The organism is Streptomyces ambofaciens ATCC 23877 (assembly GCF_001267885.1).
Taxonomy (GTDB): Bacteria; Actinomycetota; Actinomycetes; order Streptomycetales; family Streptomycetaceae; genus Streptomyces; species Streptomyces ambofaciens.
In genome coordinates, this window is record NZ_CP012382.1 from 776,137 (window position 1) to 792,842 (window position 16,706).

The 16,706-nt window shown below is 72.7% G+C and carries 15 protein-coding genes; 12 read left to right on the forward strand and 3 right to left on the reverse strand.

Annotation, left to right across the window (positions count from 1 at the left end; translation table 11 throughout):
- The first annotated feature begins 21 nt into the window (after window positions 1–21).
- The 4 genes from SAM23877_RS03495 to SAM23877_RS03510 all read left to right on the forward strand — a co-directional run bounded on the left by SAM23877_RS03495 (window position 22) and on the right by SAM23877_RS03510 (window position 5,888).
- On the forward strand, window positions 22–2,067 hold the full coding sequence (locus tag SAM23877_RS03495; RefSeq protein WP_053126806.1) for a beta-galactosidase: 2,046 nt from the start codon (window positions 22–24) through the stop codon (window positions 2,065–2,067).
- 124 nt (window positions 2,068–2,191) lie between these two features.
- Window positions 2,192–4,240, forward strand: a complete 2,049-nt coding sequence (locus SAM23877_RS03500) for a glycoside hydrolase (protein WP_053126808.1) — start codon at window positions 2,192–2,194, stop codon at window positions 4,238–4,240.
- A gap of 100 nt (window positions 4,241–4,340) precedes the next feature.
- Window positions 4,341–4,982 carry a sugar O-acetyltransferase gene (locus tag SAM23877_RS03505; RefSeq protein ID WP_053126810.1) on the forward strand — a complete coding sequence of 214 codons (642 nt, stop codon included), beginning with the start codon at window positions 4,341–4,343 and terminating at the stop codon, window positions 4,980–4,982.
- Between the two features lie 114 nt (window positions 4,983–5,096).
- Window positions 5,097–5,888, forward strand: a complete 792-nt coding sequence (locus SAM23877_RS03510; protein ID WP_053126812.1) for an SAM-dependent methyltransferase — start codon at window positions 5,097–5,099, stop codon at window positions 5,886–5,888.
- A 19-nt stretch (window positions 5,889–5,907) separates the two neighbouring features.
- Here SAM23877_RS03510 and SAM23877_RS03515 read toward each other — a convergent pair whose 3' ends face one another.
- Window positions 5,908–6,084, reverse strand: coding sequence for a hypothetical protein (locus SAM23877_RS03515; protein WP_174532189.1), 177 nt, complete (start codon window positions 6,082–6,084; stop codon window positions 5,908–5,910).
- Between the two features lie 166 nt (window positions 6,085–6,250).
- Here SAM23877_RS03515 and SAM23877_RS03520 point away from each other — a divergent pair, with 166 nt between their 5' ends.
- From SAM23877_RS03520 to SAM23877_RS37095, 7 genes are all read left to right on the forward strand, one after another.
- Window positions 6,251–7,429, forward strand: coding sequence for a spore photoproduct lyase family protein (locus SAM23877_RS03520; RefSeq protein WP_053126816.1), 1,179 nt, complete (start codon window positions 6,251–6,253; stop codon window positions 7,427–7,429).
- Window positions 7,430–7,590: 161 nt separating this feature from the next.
- Window positions 7,591–8,154: an MSMEG_1061 family FMN-dependent PPOX-type flavoprotein gene (locus SAM23877_RS03525; RefSeq protein WP_053126818.1), complete on the forward strand. Its 564-nt coding sequence runs from the start codon at window positions 7,591–7,593 to the stop codon at window positions 8,152–8,154.
- 102 nt (window positions 8,155–8,256) lie between these two features.
- The gene (locus tag SAM23877_RS03530; RefSeq protein ID WP_053126820.1) at window positions 8,257–9,117 is read left to right on the forward strand and encodes an ABC transporter ATP-binding protein; all 861 of its coding nucleotides are present in this window, start codon (window positions 8,257–8,259) and stop codon (window positions 9,115–9,117) included.
- Window positions 9,114–10,097 carry an ABC transporter substrate-binding protein gene (locus tag SAM23877_RS03535; RefSeq protein WP_053126825.1) on the forward strand — a complete coding sequence of 328 codons (984 nt, stop codon included), beginning with the start codon at window positions 9,114–9,116 and terminating at the stop codon, window positions 10,095–10,097. Before SAM23877_RS03530 ends, SAM23877_RS03535 begins: the two co-directional genes overlap by 4 nt.
- Window positions 10,098–10,104: 7 nt before the next feature.
- Window positions 10,105–12,177 carry an iron ABC transporter permease gene (locus tag SAM23877_RS03540; RefSeq protein ID WP_053126826.1) on the forward strand — a complete coding sequence of 691 codons (2,073 nt, stop codon included), beginning with the start codon at window positions 10,105–10,107 and terminating at the stop codon, window positions 12,175–12,177.
- Window positions 12,178–12,567: 390 nt separating this feature from the next.
- Window positions 12,568–13,902, forward strand: a complete 1,335-nt coding sequence (locus SAM23877_RS03545) for a lipase family protein (RefSeq protein ID WP_053126828.1) — start codon at window positions 12,568–12,570, stop codon at window positions 13,900–13,902.
- Between the two features lie 232 nt (window positions 13,903–14,134).
- Window positions 14,135–14,332 carry a hypothetical protein gene (locus SAM23877_RS37095; protein WP_162492081.1) on the forward strand — a complete coding sequence of 66 codons (198 nt, stop codon included), beginning with the start codon at window positions 14,135–14,137 and terminating at the stop codon, window positions 14,330–14,332.
- Here SAM23877_RS37095 and SAM23877_RS03550 read toward each other — a convergent pair.
- A complete protein-coding gene (locus tag SAM23877_RS03550; RefSeq protein WP_053126830.1) occupies window positions 14,296–15,234 on the reverse strand; it encodes a DMT family transporter in 939 nt (312 codons plus the stop codon). The two genes, SAM23877_RS37095 and SAM23877_RS03550, sit on opposite strands and share 37 nt — an antisense overlap.
- 214 nt (window positions 15,235–15,448) lie before the next feature.
- Here SAM23877_RS03550 and SAM23877_RS03555 point away from each other — a divergent pair, with 214 nt between their 5' ends.
- Window positions 15,449–16,198, forward strand: coding sequence for a hypothetical protein (locus SAM23877_RS03555; RefSeq protein ID WP_053126832.1), 750 nt, complete (start codon window positions 15,449–15,451; stop codon window positions 16,196–16,198).
- Window positions 16,199–16,203: 5 nt separating this feature from the next.
- Here the strand turns inward: SAM23877_RS03555 and SAM23877_RS03560 are convergent, their stop codons facing one another.
- Entirely contained in the window at window positions 16,204–16,692 is a 489-nt protein-coding gene (locus SAM23877_RS03560) for an MSMEG_6728 family protein (RefSeq protein WP_053126834.1), read from the reverse strand.
- Window positions 16,693–16,706 lie beyond the last annotated feature (14 nt).

Sequence of the window (16,706 nt, forward strand, 5' to 3'; positions counted from 1 at the left end):
CACCCCACCGGAAGGACCGCCATGATCTCCACCCTCCTGTCCCGTCTCCAGGACGGGGCGGACGGTGCGCCCGTCCCCCGTCTGGGCTTCGGCGCCGACTACAACCCCGAGCAGTGGCCGAGGGAGGTGTGGGAGGAGGACGTCCGGCTGATGCGCGAGGCCGGCGTGAACATCGTGTCCGTGGGCATCTTCTCCTGGGCCCGGCTCCAGCCGGGGCCCGACGTCTGGGACTTCGCCTGGCTGGACGACGTCATGGACCTGCTGCACCGCAACGGCGTAGGGGTCGACCTCGCCACCGCCACCGCGTCCCCGCCGCCGTGGCTGACCACGGCGCATCCGGAGATCCTCCCGGTGACCGACCGGGGCGAGACGCTGTGGCCGGGCGCTCGCCAGCACTGGCGCCCCACCTCGCCGGTCTTCCGCGAGCACGCCCTGCGCCTGGTCAGGGAGATGGCGACCCGCTACGCCGGCCATCCGGCCCTGGTCGCCTGGCACGTCAACAACGAGCTGGGCTGCCACAACGTGTACGACTTCTCGGACGACGCGGCCCGCGCCTTCCGCGACTGGCTGCGCGCGCGGTACACCACGCTGGACGCCCTCAACCACGCCTGGGGTACGGCGTTCTGGTCGCAGCGCTACAGCGACTGGGAGCAGATCCTGCCGCCGCGGCTGGCGGCCTCCCACCCGAACCCGACCCAGCAGCTGGACTTCAAGCGCTTCTCGTCGGACGCGTTGAAGGACCACCTGCGCGCGGAGCGCCGGGTGCTGCGGGAGCTGACCCCGGACGTCCCCGTCACCACCAACTTCATGGTGATGCCCGGCACCAAGGGCATGAACTACGCGGACTGGGCGGACGAGGTGGACTTCGTCGCCAACGACCACTACGTCGTGCCGAGCGGCCGGGAACGCGACGAGCTGTCGTTCTCGGCGAACCTCACCAGTGGGATCGCCGGCGGCCGGCCCTGGTTCCTGATGGAGCACTCGACGAGCGCGGTGAACTGGCAGCCGGTCAACCTGGCCAAGCGACCGGGTGAGCTGGCCCGGGACTCGCTGACGCACGTGGCCCACGGCGCGGACGCGGTCTGCTTCTTCCAGTGGCGCCAGTCCGCGGCCGGCGCCGAGAAGTACCACTCGGCGATGGTCCCGCACGCCGGCGCCGACAGCGACCTGTTCCGCGCGGTGACCGCGCTCGGCGACACCCTGAAGGCCCTGGCGCCGGTCGCGGGCAGCGAGCGGGAGCCCGCCGAGGTCGGCATCCTCTTCGACTGGGAGTCGTGGTGGGCGAGCGAGCAGGACTCGCACCCCACGTCGCTGCTCGACTACCACCGGGAGGCGCTCGACTGGTACTCCGCGCTGCTCTCCCTGGGCGTCCGCGCCGACGTCGTCACCACCGGCGCCGACCTGAGCCGCCACCGGATGCTGATCGCGCCCGTACTGCACCTGGTCCCGGCCGAGCTCGCCAAGGACCTCACCCGCTACGCCGAGCAGGGCGGCCACCTGGTCACCACGTACTTCTCCGGTGTCGTCGACGAGAACGACCACATCTGGCTCGGCGGCTACCCGGGCGCCCTGCGGGACCTGCTCGGCATCCGCGTCGAGGAGTTCGGCCCGCTGCCCGCCGGGCAGTCCGTGGAGCTGGACGACGCGAGCACCGGCACCCTGTGGACCGACCACATCACGGTCACCGCACCGCGGACCGAGGTGCTGGCCGGCTACCGCACCGGCCCGCACGCGGGCCGCCCGGCCGTCACCCGGCGCGCGGCCGGCAGCGGTTCGGCCGCCTACGTCTCGACGCGGCTCGGCGCCGAGGGTCTGGCCTCGCTGCTGCCGCGGCTGCTCGAACCGGCCGGGGTGACGAGCGAGCTGCCCGCCGCCGTCCACGGATCGGTGGAGGCCACCGTGCGGCGCGGCCCCGGCGGCCGGTTCCTGTTCCTGGTCAACCGGACCGACGAGGCCGTGACCGTCCCCGGGCTCGCCGGCGAGGTCCTGGTGGGCGCCACCGGAGGCGACGGCTCCGTCGTCCTCGGCCCCAGGGACGTCGCCGTGCTGCGCACGTCCGCCGCCTGAGCGCTCACCCGCGCCTCTCACGACTCCTCGGAGCGCACCGACCGCTCCGAGGCCGCCCCCTGCTGCCCGGACACCGGCGGCAGGGGCCACCGCAGCGACCACACCTTCCCGTTGGGAGCACACGATGGCACGCCGTACCCGCAGCAGACGCCTCCTCGGGGCCGCCGCCCTCACCGCCCTGGCCACGGGGGCCGCCCTGATCAGCGTCCCCGCCCAGGCCGAACCCGCCGCGGCCGCCGCCTCGGTCACCGTACGGCCGGACCCGTCGTACCAGCAGGAGAGGTTCGAGGGCTGGGGCACCAGCCTGGTCTGGTTCGCCAACGCCACCGGCGACTACCCGTCCGAGATCCGGGAGAAGCTGGCCCGGCTCCTCTTCGGCGACGACGGCCTGGGGCTGAACATCGCCCGTTACAACATCGGCGGCGGCAACGCGCCGGACGTCCGGGACTACCTGCGGGCCGGCGGCGCCGTCGAGGGCTGGTGGAAGGCGCCCGCGGGCACCACCCGCGAGGACACCGACTGGTGGAGCGCCGACGACCCGGCCGACTGGAACGAGGACGCCGACGCGACCCAGCGCTGGTGGGTCGAGCGCATCAAGGACGACATCGACCACTGGGAGACGTTCAGCAACTCCCCGCCCTGGTTCATGACCGTCAGCGGCTACGTCTCCGGCGGCTTCGACTCCTCGGCCGACCAGCTGAAGTCCGAGTCGGTCGACGACTTCGCCGCCTACGTGGCCGGGGCGACCCGGCGGCTGGAGAAGGCGGAGGGCATCGAGGTCGACACCGTCGATCCGTTCAACGAGCCCAACACCTCGTACTGGGGCACACGGCTGGGCGCGGACGGCGAGCCCGTCGGCGGTCGGCAGGAGGGCGCCCACATGGGGCCCGAGCTCCAGCGCAAGGTCCTGCGGGCCCTGGCCCCCGCGTTGAGGAAGGCGAAGGTCGGGGCGGACATCTCGGCGATGGACGAGACCAACCCGGGCACCTTCGCGCAGAACTGGAACGCCTACGCGCCGGCCGACCGCGACCTCGTCGACCAGATGAACGTCCACACCTACGGCACCGGGCAGCGCACCACCGTGCGGGACCTGTCCAAGGCCGCGGACAAGCCGCTGTGGATGAGCGAGGTCGGCGGCGACTGGGGCGACGGCCAGGACTTCGAGGACATGCGGCCCGGCCTCGGACTCGCCCAGCAGATCGTCGACGATCTGCGTGAACTGGAGCCGCGCGCCTGGGTGTTCTGGCAGCCCGTCGAGGACTACGACAACATGAAGCCGGGTGGTGAGTCGGCGAAGGGCGGCAACTGGGGCAGCATCCAGCTCCCGTTCGACTGCACCGCCGAGGACACCCTCGAGACGTGCCCGATCCGCACCAACACCAAGTTCGACACCGCGCGCAACTTCACCCACTTCATCAAGCCCGGCGACCGGCTCATCAGGACCGACGACACCTCCAGCGCCGCCGCCGTCACCCGCGACGGCAAGGGCGCCTCGCTCGTCCACGTCAACCGCACCGGCGAGGCCCGCACGGTCACCGTCGACCTGTCGAAGTTCCGCGACGTGAGCCGTGGGGCCACCGTCACCCCGGTCGTGACCAGCGCCGACGGCAAGCTCGTACGGCAGGCCCCGGTCAGGGTGAGCGACCGCACGGCCACCGTCACCGTGCCGGCCCAGTCCGTCACCTCCTTCGCGATCAAGGGTGTCTCGGGCGTCGCGAAGGACGCCGCCCCGCTGCGCAAGGGCCACACCTACACCCTGACCGGCGTCCAGAGCGGCAAGGCCGTCACCGTCGGGGAGAACGGCACGGACCTGGTCCTCGGCACCGAGGCCGGCGCCGGCGCCCAGCGGTGGCGGCTGAGCGCGGTGCGCCAGGACAGCGGCGTCCTCGACCGCCACGTGTTCACCAACCCGCAGGACGGGACGCGGCTGGCCGTGCGCGACGACGTCCCGGTGACCGAACCCGACACCGGCAAGCGCGACCGGGCCGCGGAATGGATCATGTCGACCACCGGTGACGGCACCTGGACCCTGGTCAACGCGGGCACCGGGCGCCTGCTCGAGGTCGGCGGCCAGGCGACGCACGAGGGTGCCGCCGTCACGACGTGGCCGCCCAACTCCGGCGCCAACCAGCGCTGGACGGTGACCGACGTGACCACCCGGCACACCGGCTGACACCCCTCACTCGCCTACGGCTCCGACCGCACCGCTCCTCCCGCCCGGGAGGCGGTGCGGTCGGGGCCGCCCCCCGCACGCACCGCCTGGAGGAGGACACATGACGACCGACCCGCGCGAGACCGAGGTCCGCCGCAGGATGGAGGCGCACGAGCTCTACTCGGACGGCGCGCCGGGCCTGGAGGGGCTGGCGGAGGAGCGTCTGCGCGGCAAGGAGCTGGCCGACGCCTACAACCGGACCGGGGCCCGGGACGAGGAGGGCCGCCGGGCCGTCCTGAAGGAGCTGCTCGCCTCCGTGGGCAGCGGCGTGTGGATCGAGCCGCCGCTGCACGTGGCCTACGGCAACCGAGTGCACCTGGGCGACGACGTGTACGCCAACTTCGGCCTCACCCTCGTCGACGACGTCGAGGTCTTCGTCGGGGACCGGGTGATGTTCGCCCCGCACGTGACCGTCAGCACCACCGGGCACCCCGTCCACCCGGACCTGCGCAGGGACGGAACGCAGTTCTCCGCGCCGGTGCGCATCGAGGACGACGTGTGGATCGGGGCCGGCGCGGTGCTCATGCCCGGCGTCACCGTGGGCCGGGGATCGGTGGTCGGCGCGGGCAGTGTGGTGACAGCCCACGTGCCGCCCATGGTGGTCGTCGCCGGAAGCCCGGCGCGGGTGATACGCGAGATCACGGACGCGGACCGGGAGTGGGTCCACCGCCCGCCCCGCACCGCGCGCCGGGCCGGGGAGTGATCGCGTCACCGCCGTCAACTCCGGCCGTCCGTCGGGCTCATGGCACCCGTCGCGGCGCAGTACGATGATCGAAAATCGCGGCGAAACGTCACCTCCCGGACCACGGAGCCTGCCATGACGACGGACCATTCCCAGCCTCCCCTCATCGACACCAGCCGGGCGCACCCGGCCCGGGTCTACGACTGGCTGCTGGGGGGCAAGGACAACTACCCCGTCGACGAGGCGGTGGGCGAGACGCTGCCTCCCGAGGCGCGGGACGCGGCGCGGCAGAACCGCGCGTTCATGAACCGTGCCGTGGCGCACCTGGCCGCCCGGGGCATCGACCAGTTCCTGGACATCGGCACGGGCATCCCGACCGAGCCCAACCTCCACCAGATCGTCCAGCGGACGGTTCCGGCCGCCAGGGTCGTCTACGCCGACAACGACCCGATCGTGCTGCGGCACGCGGAGGCGTTGCTGGTCAGCAGCCCCGAGGGCGCCACGGACTACATCCAGGGCGACGTGCGCGAGCCGGGGGAGATCGTGCGCCGCGCGCGGGAGATCCTGGACTTCGACCGGCCCGTCGCTCTCTCGCTGATCGCCCTGATGCACTTCGTACCGGACGACCAGGACGCCCACGGCATCGTCCGCGGACTGGTCGAGACCCTCCCGTCAGGAAGCCACCTGATCCTGTCGCACGCGGCGATCGACCTCTTCCCCGAGCTGGCGGAGCAGGTGATCGCCCAGTACGCCAAGGGCGGCATCCGCCTGGGCTTCCGCACCCGGGCGGAGGTGGCCCGCTTCTTCGAGGGACTGGAGCTGTTGCCGCCCGGGCTGGTCACCGCCACCGAGTGGTACGGCGCGGACCAGGAGCGGCCCGCGCCGGAGGAGAGCGGCATCTACGCGGGCGTCGCCCGCATCCCCTGACCGGGGCGTGGCCGGCGGGTCAGCGACGGCGCCCCCGCGCCGCCCAGCCGCTGCCGATCCCGGCGACGTGCAGGGCCAGCAGGGCGAGGCCGACGAGCATGACGTTGGTGGAGGTGAAGACGTCGTTCGTCGACACCTCCGCCGCGTTGATCAGCCAGGCTATGAGGAACAGAACCGCCGCGATGATGGCGAGCACGGTGTACACCCCTTCGGATTCCTCGCACCGTATCGGTGCCGTGCCACGCGTATGCCCCCGACGGGGCGCGTGACACGGCCGTCGTCGCCGCGCGCTTCGTACAGTGGGGGGACGGGGACCGTGACACCGCCGTCCGGTCCTTCCGCACCCTCGCTCCGGAGACCGCATGCACGACCCGTCCACCGCACCGGACGACGGCCCCGGCACCCTGTTCGGCCTGGACGCACTCGTCCCCGGCCCGCCGGCCCCCGCGCCCGCGGGACCGCTCTTCCGGGACTCGGCCACCGCCCGCCGTCTGCTGCCGGTCCGGGAGATGTACGCCGAGCCGGCGGCAGCGGCGTCCGAACGCGGCCGGCAGGTCCTGGCCCGGTTCCCCGAGGCCCGCGTGATCGAGGTCGACTCCCACTGGCGCATCCCCGGCCTGCACGGCAACGAGGGCAACGTGGAACGCTGGGTGCGGGTCAAGGGCGAGACGCTGGTGCTGGGCGAGCGGAAGTCGCCGGCCACCCGGCCCAACGGCCGGTCCGCCGACTGGATCGCCCCCGGCGCCTCCAACGGCTGCGCCATGGCCTGCGCGTACTGCTACGTGCCCCGGCGCAAGGGGTACGCCAACCCCGTCACGGTCTTCACCAACATCGACCGGATCATCGCCCACATCGGGCGGCACATCGCCCGGCAGGGTCCGAAGCCCGAGCCGAACCAGTGCGACCCCGAGGCCTGGGTCTACGACATCGGTGAGAACGGCGACTGCTCGGTGGACGCCCTGATCTGCGACAACACGGCGGACCTCGTCCATGCCTTCCGGCAGTGGCCGACGGCCAAGGCGTCCTTCGCGACCAAGTTCGTCAACCCCGACCTGCTCGCCCTCGACCCGCGCGGCCGGACCCGCGTCCGCTTCTCCGTGATGCCGCCGGACGACTCCCGGCTGCTGGACCTGCGCACCTCGCCGGTGGCCGAGCGCATCGCCGCGGCAGGCGACTTCCTGGACGCCGGGTACGAGGTGCACTTCAACCTCTCCCCCGTCGTGGTGCGGCCGGGCTGGGAGGAGGCCTGGGCGGAGCTGCTGCGGCACCTCGACGACGTGCTGCCGGACCGGGTGAAGCGGCAGGCCGCGGCCGAGGTCATCATGCTGACGCACAACCGGGAGCTGCACGAGGTCAACCTCGGTTGGCATCCCCGTGCCGAGGAGGTGCTGTGGCGCCCGGACCTCCAGCAGGCCAAGCGTTCCGAGAACGGCGCGCTGAACGTGCGGTACCGCAACGGCGTGAAAGCCGACGCGATCGCCCGGCTCCGTGCGCTGGTCGACGCCCACGCGCCCTGGCTGCGCATCCGTTACGCCTTCTGACGGGGAGACGTCCTGACGGGGAGAAGCCTTCGCGTCCCGCGGCATCGCAGCGTCCTCTGCACGCTGCCGGGTTAGGTAGACCTAACGTCAGATAATGTTGCCTGTGCAACCACCCGCCGGAGGAACGCACCCGCGGGACGCACACACCTGGGGAGCCGGCCTTGCCGCACACCATCGACGCGCCCGGAGACCGGCCGGCCGCGGGCACCGACGAGGGCTGGGTCGAACTCGGCTCCCGCGCCGAACTCCGCGAGCTGCTGGGCGAGCCCTGGCCGCTCGTCATCGACAAGGTCCACGACCGCCTGACCGACGACGACCTCGGGATACTCGCCCGCTCCCCCTTCTGTCTGCTGGCCACCTCCGACGCCCGCGGCAACTGCGACGTCTCACCGCGCGGCGACGCCCCGGGCTTCACGCACGTCCTCGGGCCGGGCACCCTCGCCCTCCCCGACCGGCCGGGGAACCGGCGCGGGGACAGCTTCCACAACATCCTCGACAACCCGCGCGCCGGCCTGCTCTACCTGATCCCCGGCGGCAAGGACGTGCTGAGGATCAACGGCCGGGCCCGCATCCTCACCGACGCGCCGTTCTTCGACGCGATGGCCCGCGACGGCCGGCGCCCGGATCTCGCGCTCCTTCTGGAGATCGACGAGATCTATCTGCACTGCCCCCAGTCCCTGAACCGGGCGGGATTGTGGAAACCCGAGTCCTGGCAGGCGAGTTGACACCTGCGCGCCGACCCGGGAACGGACGGCGCGCGGCCCGCCCGCACATGGTGTGACCCCCGTCTCTACCAGCACTTTTTAGGTTAGGCTAACCTTCGCCTCGTGAGATCTGGTGAAGACGCAGCCGGCAGCCCGCGCCTGCGCGGACATGAGCTGTCGGCCACGGGTGTGACCGTCGCGTACGACGGGACCGACGTGGTGCACGACGCGGCGGTCGGGTTGCGGCCCGGTGAAGTGACCGTCCTGGTGGGGCCGAACGGCAGCGGCAAGTCGACACTGCTGCGGACCGTCGCCCGGCTGCAGAAGGCCCGCAGCGCGACGCTCAGGATCGACGGCGACACCGACGGGCTGGCCCTGACGTCCCGTGAGTTCTCGCGGTACGTCGCCCTGCTGACCCAGGCGCGTCCCACCCCGGGCGGCCTGACCGTGCGCGACGTCGTCGAGTTCGGCCGCTACCCGTACCGGGGCCGCTGGGGCCGGCCGGATCCGGACGGGCCGGCCGCCGTCGACCGGGCGCTCTCACTCACCGGCGTCGCCGACCTCGCCGACCGCGGCGCCGACCACCTGTCCGGCGGGCAGTTGCAACGGGTCTGGCTCGCGAGCTGTCTCGCCCAGGAGACCGGCGTCCTGCTCCTGGACGAACCCACGACCTACCTCGACCTGCGCTACCAGGTCGAACTCCTCGACCTCGTCCGCGACCTGGCCGACGACCACGGCATCGCCGTCGGCGTCGTCCTGCACGACCTCGACCAGGCGGCGGCCGTCGCCGACCGGATCACGCTCCTCGAAGCGGGCCGGATCGTCGCCGACGGCCCGCCCGAGGACGTGCTGACGCCGGAACGGCTGAGCGCCGTCTACGGCATCCGGATCGACGTCGACACCGACCCCCTCACCGGCCGACTGCGCACCCGCCCGATCGGCCGCCACCACATACGAACCGAAAGGCTCGGCACCACCTCATGAGACGCCTCCTGCTCACCGCGGCCGCCACCACCGCCGCGGCGCTCACCCTCGCCGCCTGCGGCACCACCGAGCCCGCCGCCGACAAGTCCGAGAAGAAGGCCTCCGAGGCCATCACGCTCAAGGACGGCAAGGGCACCGAGGTGAAGCTCGACGGCCCGGCCACCAAGGTCGTCGCCACCGAGTGGAACGTCGTCGAGAGCCTCGTCTCGCTGGGTGTCGACCCGGTCGGCGTCGCGGACGTCAAGGGCTACAAGACCTGGGACAGCGCCGTTCCGCTGAAGAACGACCCCAAGGACATCGGCACCCGCGGCGAGCCGAGCATGGACACCGTCGCCTCCCTGGCGCCCGACCTCATCGTCGCCACCACGGACCTGCCCCCCGCCGCCGTGAAGCAGCTGCGCGAGGTGGCCCCGGTGCTGGCGGTCACGTCCGCCGACGGCACCGGCCAGATCGAGCAGATGCTCGAGAACGTCGACCTGATCGCCAAGGCCACCGGCACCACGGACAAGGCCGAGTCGCTGCGCGAGGGCTTCGAGGCGAAGGTCGCCGAGGGCAAGAAGGCCCTGACCGACGCCGGGCTGGCCGGCGAGCAGATCGCCTTCGCGGACGGCTACGTCGCCTCCAACCAGGTCTCGGTGCGCCCCTACACCGCGACCTCCCTCATCGGTGAGGTCAACGAGGCGGTCGGCCTCACCAACGCCTGGAAGGTGAAGGGTGACGAGGCCTACGGCCTGGGCACCACCGACGTGGAGGGGCTGACCGCCCTGCCGAAGGACGTGCACTTCGCCTACATCGGCAACGAGGACGACCCGAGCGCCACGCCGTTCACCGGAGCACTGGCCAAGAACTCGGTGTGGAAGTCCCTGCCCTTCGTCAAGGCCGGCGACGTGCACCGGCTGGACGACGGCATCTGGATGTTCGGTGGTCCCGGGTCGATGGAGGCGTACATCGACGCCCTCGTCGGCGCGCTGACGAAGTAGCGAGGCCATGGCCGTCACCGCAACCGAACCCGCTGCCCGTCCCTCGACGAAGGCTCCCACGCCCCGGTCGGGCGCGGCAGCGGTGACGGCCGGGCTCGTCCTGCTGGTCGCCGCCCTGGCCGTCGTCGACATCGCCCAGGGCACCGCCGCCGTCGGCCCGTCCGAAGTGTTCAAGGCCCTGACCGGACGGGCCGACCCCGACGACGCGTCGGTCGTCATCGCCTCGCGCCTGCCGCGGATGACCGCCGGCCTCCTCGTCGGCGCCGCTCTCGGCATGGCCGGCGCGGTGCTCCAGGCGGTCAGCCGCAACGTGCTGGCCTCCCCCGACACCCTGGCCGTGAACGCCGGGTCCTACCTGGCGCTCGGGCTGGCCGGCGCCACCGGCCTCTCACTGCCGATGATCGCCTCCTCCGGGGTGGCGTTCCTCGGCGGCCTGGCGGCGGCGGCCGTGGTGCTGGGGCTGTCCGGCCTCGGCACGGGCACCGTCCGGCTCGTCCTGGCCGGCACCGCCTTGATGCTGGGCCTCAACTCCATGACGGAGGGACTGCTCCTGCTCTTCCCCGAGCAGACCGAGGGCCTCTACCAGTGGAACCAGGGCAGCATCGCCCAGAACGGCTTCGACGGTGTCCTGCAGATGCTGCCGATCGCCCTCGTCGGGCTCGTCGGCCTGATGCTGACGGCCCGTCGGGTGGACGCCCTGGCGCTCGGCGACGACGCGGCGCGCGGACTGGGCGTCCCGGTCCGGGCCACTCGCGTCACCGTCGTGGTCCTGGCGGCGCTGCTGTCGGCGGCCGCGGTCACGCTCGCCGGGCCCATCGGCTTCGTCGGCCTGTGCGCCCCCGCGCTGGTCCGCCCGCTCGCCCGCCGCTTCCGGGGCTTCGCCCGCTCCCGTACGTCGATGCCGGCGGCGGCGCTGACCGGCATGGCCCTGGTGCTGGGCTCGGACGTGCTGCTGCGGTGGCTGATCACGGACGACCTGTCGGTGGCGGTGCCCACGGGCGTGGTCACCAGCCTGGTCGGTGCCGTCTTCCTGGTCGCCATGGCGCTGCGGCTGCGCGACACCGCCGGGTCCGGCGCCCCGGACCGGCTGCGCATCCCGAGCCGGGCGGTGTTCCTGGCCACCCTGGCCGTCCTGGTGACCGTCCTGGTCGGCCTGGTGATCGCCGCCGTGCTGGTGGGCGACAGCAAGCTGCTGCTCGGTGACGTCGTCAACTGGGCGCAGGGCAGGGCCGGGCGGACCGTGTCCTTCGTCCTGGACACCCGGGTGCCCCGGGTGCTCGCCGCGCTCTCGGCCGGTGCGGCGCTCGCCCTGGCCGGCACGCTGGTGCAGGCCGTGACCCGCAACCCGCTGGCGGAACCGAGCGTCCTCGGAGTCACCGGCGGCGGCGCGCTGGGCGCCGTGATCCTGGTGACCACCGCGCCGGTCGCCGGGACCTGGGGGGTCGCCGGTGCCGCGTTCGCGGGGTCCGGCCTCACCGCGGTCCTGGTCTTCGGGCTCGCCGCCCGCGGCGGGTTCCAGCAGAACCGGCTGGTCCTCGTCGGCATCGGCGTCGCCGCCGCGACGACAGCGCTGATCAGTCTGCTGATCGTGCTCACCGACCCGTTCAACGCCACCAAGGCACTGACCTGGCTGTCGGGTTCGACCTACGGGCGGACGATGCCCGACATCGCGCCGGTGGCGCTGGCGCTGGCCGTCGGCATCGTGGTGGCCGTCGTCCGGCGCACCGAGCTGGACCTGGTCTCGCTGGACGAGGACACCCCCCGGCTGCTGGGCCTGCGGCTGGGTCCGGGACGCCTCGGGTTCCTGCTGCTCAGCGTCGTGCTCAGTTCGACGGCCGTGGCCTGCGCGGGCACCATCGCGTTCGTCGGGCTCGTGGCCCCGCACGCGGCGCGTGCCCTCGTGGGACGACGGCACGCGCGGGTCGTGCCGGTCGCGCTCCTGCTCGGCGCCGTCCTCGTGTGCACGGCCGACCTGATCGGCCGCACGGTGATCGCCCCGGCCCAGCTCGGCGCGGGTCTCATGACGGCGGTCATCGGCACGCCGTATTTCCTGTACCTCCTGGTCCGCAGCCGCCGTTAGCCGCACACCGGGCCGCTGCCCGACGCCGCCGCAGGTCCTGCCGAGCCACGCGACGAAGTCGGGCGCGTCCAGGTTCGCTCCGTGGCCGCCGTCCCGGTACATGGAGGTGTCGACGTCGTCGCCGAGGTTCTCCAGGGCGGCCGTGAGGTGGCCGACCACGCTCAGCGGGGGTTGGCGGCCGGAGACGTATCGTCAACAATTTCGTCAACCTTTCCTGGATCACCCCTGTTAGACAGAGCGTCAAGTTACTCAACCGTAATAAGCAGGGTGCTACCCACGGTAACTCCTGGCCGGGTACGGTCCCGTCACCCCACAGGAGCAGCGCGACCACGGCCCTCTCTCCCCCGGACCGCGGACGACCGGTTCCGGCCCTTCCTCAGGAGGTTCGCCATGCCCCCACGCCCCCGCACGCTCGCCGCGGCGGTCACCGTCGCCCTCGCCCTCGGCGCCCAGGCCGTCCCGGCCGCCGCGGCCGACGGGTCGGCCCCCGGCACCACGGAGGTGTCCCGCGGCGTCGAGATCCCCGCCTTCTACACCCCGCCGTCCACGCTGCCCGACGCCGACGGCGCGCTGATCCGCAGCGAGCCGCTGCACCTGGCGCTCAGCCTGCCCAGCCTCGGCGGCCCCCTCCCGGGGCGGGCCACCCGGATGATGTACAAGTCCACCGACGCGAACGGCGAACCGGTCGCCGTGACCGGCGCCTACATCGAGCCGGCCGCGAAGTGGCGCGGCGACGGACCCCGGCCCCTGGTCGCCGTCGCGCCCGGCACCATGGGCCAGGGCGACCAGTGCGCCGCCTCCATGGCCCTGGAGCACCCGTTGCTGCTCAACGGCGAGACGGTCTCGGTGGGCTACGAGGACCTGTCCGTCTACCGGCTGCTGCTGCGCGGTGTCGCGGTCGTCGTCACCGACTACGTCGGCCTCGGCACCACCGACCGGCTGCACACCTACGTCAACCGCGTCGACGGGGCGCACGCCGTGCTCGACGCGGTGCGCGCCGCACGCTCCCTGGACTCGGCGTCGGTCACCCCCGACTCCCGGGTCGGCCTCTTCGGCTACAGCCAGGGCGGCGGGGCGACGGCCGCGGCGGCCGAGCTCCAGCCGTCCTACGCCCCGGACGTCCCGCTGGCGGGCACCTACGCCGGCGCTCCGCCCGCCGATCTGACGAAGGTCACCGAGGCGATCGACGGCGGCGACCTGGCGGGGGCCCTCGGGTGGTCGCTCAACGGCTTCCTGCAGACCGAGCCCGCCCTGCGGCCCATCGCCGACCGGTACGTCAACGCCGCGGGCCAGGAGGCGCTGAAGGACCTGTCGACCATGTGCGTCGGCGACGCGCTCTTCGGGTACGGGGGCGACAGCAGCACGGCATGGACGAAGACCGGACAGTCGCTGGGTGACATCATCCGTGCCGAACCGGCCCTCCAGGCCTTCCTGGCCGAACAGCGGATCGGCTCGCTCAAGCCGGCCGGACCCGTCCGCGTGGCCACGGGCGTCAGCGACGACCTGGTCCCCCACGGACAGTCCCGCCAACTGGCCGTCGACTGGTGCGGCGCGGGCGCGAAGGTCACCTACGACCCGGTCGTGCTGCCGGACGTCGGCAGCGGACTGCTCAACCACTTCGCCCCGCTCCTCGCCGACCAGGGCAAGGCCATCTCCTGGCTCACCGACCGGCTCTCCGGGAAGCCGGCGGGCTCCAACTGCTGGAGCATGTCCGTACAGCCCTGAGCCGTACCGCCCGCACTCGTGGCCCCCGGCGGTCGTCCGCCGGGGGCCACGAGTGCGGGCGGGCGTGAACCCGGGCAGCAGCTCCGGCATGCGCCGAACGATCACTGCGGCGCAGAATTCGCTCGGGCGAACTGTGGTGAGGCAAGAGAGAGGCGACAGCGTGGAGGACGCGAAGCCGGACGGCGGGTCCGGCCCTCCGGGCCGGGCGAAGATTCCGAGTACGGTCGCGAACATGCCGCGACAGGTGCGCGAGGGGCTGACCCGCCGGCTCCTCGCAACGAGCGGTTCGCAGCCCATGGTCGGCTCCCGGCAGGAACGGCAGGAACGGCGGGAACGGCAGGAACGGCGGGAACGGCAGGAACGGCGGGAACTCATCACCACCTCGAAGGACCTCTACAGCCTCTCCAAGGAGCGCTCCGAGGTCCGCTGACACGTCGCCGGCGCACCGCTGCGGCGGGTGGACCGGAGTGACGCGCCCGACCCCGCGGCGACACCGGCGCAGACCAGGGCACTGCCCACGGCCTGCGCGGCGCCGTAGGAGCCCGTGCCGACGAGCGGCGCGGTGCAGGCGGCGGCGACGGGGATCAGGCCGGAGTACAGCGTGGCCCGCTCCGCGCCGATCCGCTGCATGCCCATGTACCAGCAGACGAACCCGACGACGGTGACCACCACCGCCTGCCACAGCAGGGCACCGGTCTCGGCGGTGTCCGGTCGTCGCAGCCAGCCGGCGCCGTCGGCCAGCACACCGACGACCGCCGACTCGGCCGCCGCGACGCCGCACACCACCGTGGACAGCAACCGGGGGCCGAGCGGCCGCAGCACGGGCACCGCGAGGACGGCGAAACCCACCTCCCCGACCAGGGCGCACACGGAGAAGGCGATGCCCGCGCCGTCGGTGCGCCCCCAGCCCTGGACCGTGAAGGCCCCGAGGGCCACGAGCGACGCCCCGTACAGCACGACGCGTTGCGGCCGGCGCCCGTCCAGCAGGGGGACGACGACCGCGACCACCACGGGCGCGCAGCCCACGAAGACCCCGGGGACCGCCGGCTCCGCACTGCGTTCCGCCGCGAGCACGGCCAGGTTGAAGCCGACCATGCCGACGGCCGCGAGCAGCGCGAGGCGCAGCCACCGGCCGGTGCCCAGGGCGCGCAGCCGCGCCGCCGCGCCACGGCCGGCGAACGGGACCAGCAGCAGGAAGGCCAGGCCGTAGCGGAGGAACTGTCCCCCCGCGTACGGATAGTCGCCGAGGAGGCTGTTGGCGGTGAAGGACCCGCCGACGAGGACACAGGCGAGCGCGGCGAGCAGGGCTCCGCGCGTGGTGGTGGCGTTCATGACGACGACGCTAGAGAGCGCGACGGCCCGCCACGGGGTCCACTTCCGGGGCGGCTTCGGGGACCAATCGACGCCCTCACCCTCACACGGTCGTCACCGGTCCTCCCTCGTGTGCATGTCGTGGATATTCGGGGTAGTCGGAACGTCCCGGTGCCAACACATCGGGATACCAAGGGATTTGACGGTCATGAGCAGACATGGGAAGGGGCTGTCAGTGCGCGGCATCAAGGTAGCGACCGCTGTGGCGACCGCGAGCGTCTCCATCGCCTTACTGGCCGGCTGCGGCGGCGATTCCGGTGGCGAGAGCGAACCGTTCGACGGGCAGAGTGCCGACGACATCGCCGCGAAGGCGGTCGAGGCCACCCGGCAGGCGAAGTCCATGCACGTGAAGGGCGACACCCGCCTGGAGGACGGCAGCACGGTCACCATCGACGTCTCGGTCGACCGGGAGAAGAACTGCCAGGGCACCATCGGCGCCGCCGACACCCGCGCGGACGTGCGGCACACCGAGGCGACCCTCTTCCTGCGCGGGGACGAGCAGTACTGGCAGAACGCGCTGAAGCAGCAGCCCGACGCGGCGCGGAAGATGGCGCCGAAGCTCCAGGGCAAGTGGGTGAAGATGCCGGCGAACGACGCCGCGACCGCCGGTGTCTGCGACAAGCAGGGCTTCATCGCCGCCATGGACGAGGACAAGTCCGAGCGCCAGGGCATGAAGCGCGGCGACACGACCGAGGTGAACGGCGAGGAGGCGCTGCGGCTGACGAAGAAGAACGCCTCCGGCGAGACGCTCGCGCTGTACGTCGCCACCGAGGGCGAGCCGTACATCCTCAAGTCCGAGACCGAGGGCGGCAAGAACCCCGGCAGCGTCACCTTCGGCGACTACGGCAAGCCGGTGAGCCCCGAGCAGCCGCCCGCCGACCAGACCGTCGACATGAAGGAACTGGCCGGCGAACAGCAGGCGTGACCCCGCTACCGGCCCTCCTCCACCGCCTTGCCCGCACGGTCCGAGGCCGGCCACACGTACGGCAGGTCGTCCGGGACACCGGGGAACAGCTCGGCGTACACCTCGGGTTCCTTGCGCACCAGCGCCGAGCGGTGGCTGCGGTGGAAGGCCTCGTCCCCGAGCCAGGGCGGCAACTCCCCGGCGCGCGCGAGCTCCGGCTGGTCCCGCACCGGCTCACCCGGACGGCACACGGCGAGACCGGCGACGAGTGAGGCAGCGCAGCTGTCCTGGTGGCCCCGCTCCCGCCAGACCCGGCAGACCTCCAGGCCGTAGCGCACCAGTGCCTCCTCGTAGCCCGTCCACATCCGCACCGCCGGATGACGGCGCCAGCCGTAGCCGGGCACGGTCAGGCCGCGCAGCACCTGGAGCGCCTCGACCCGCTGCTTGCCCAGCCGGCGGCGGTCCAGGGCCAGCGCGGACTCCTCGAAGTCCGGGTGGGGGAGGAAGGTCTGCATGCCGCTCCTGTCCG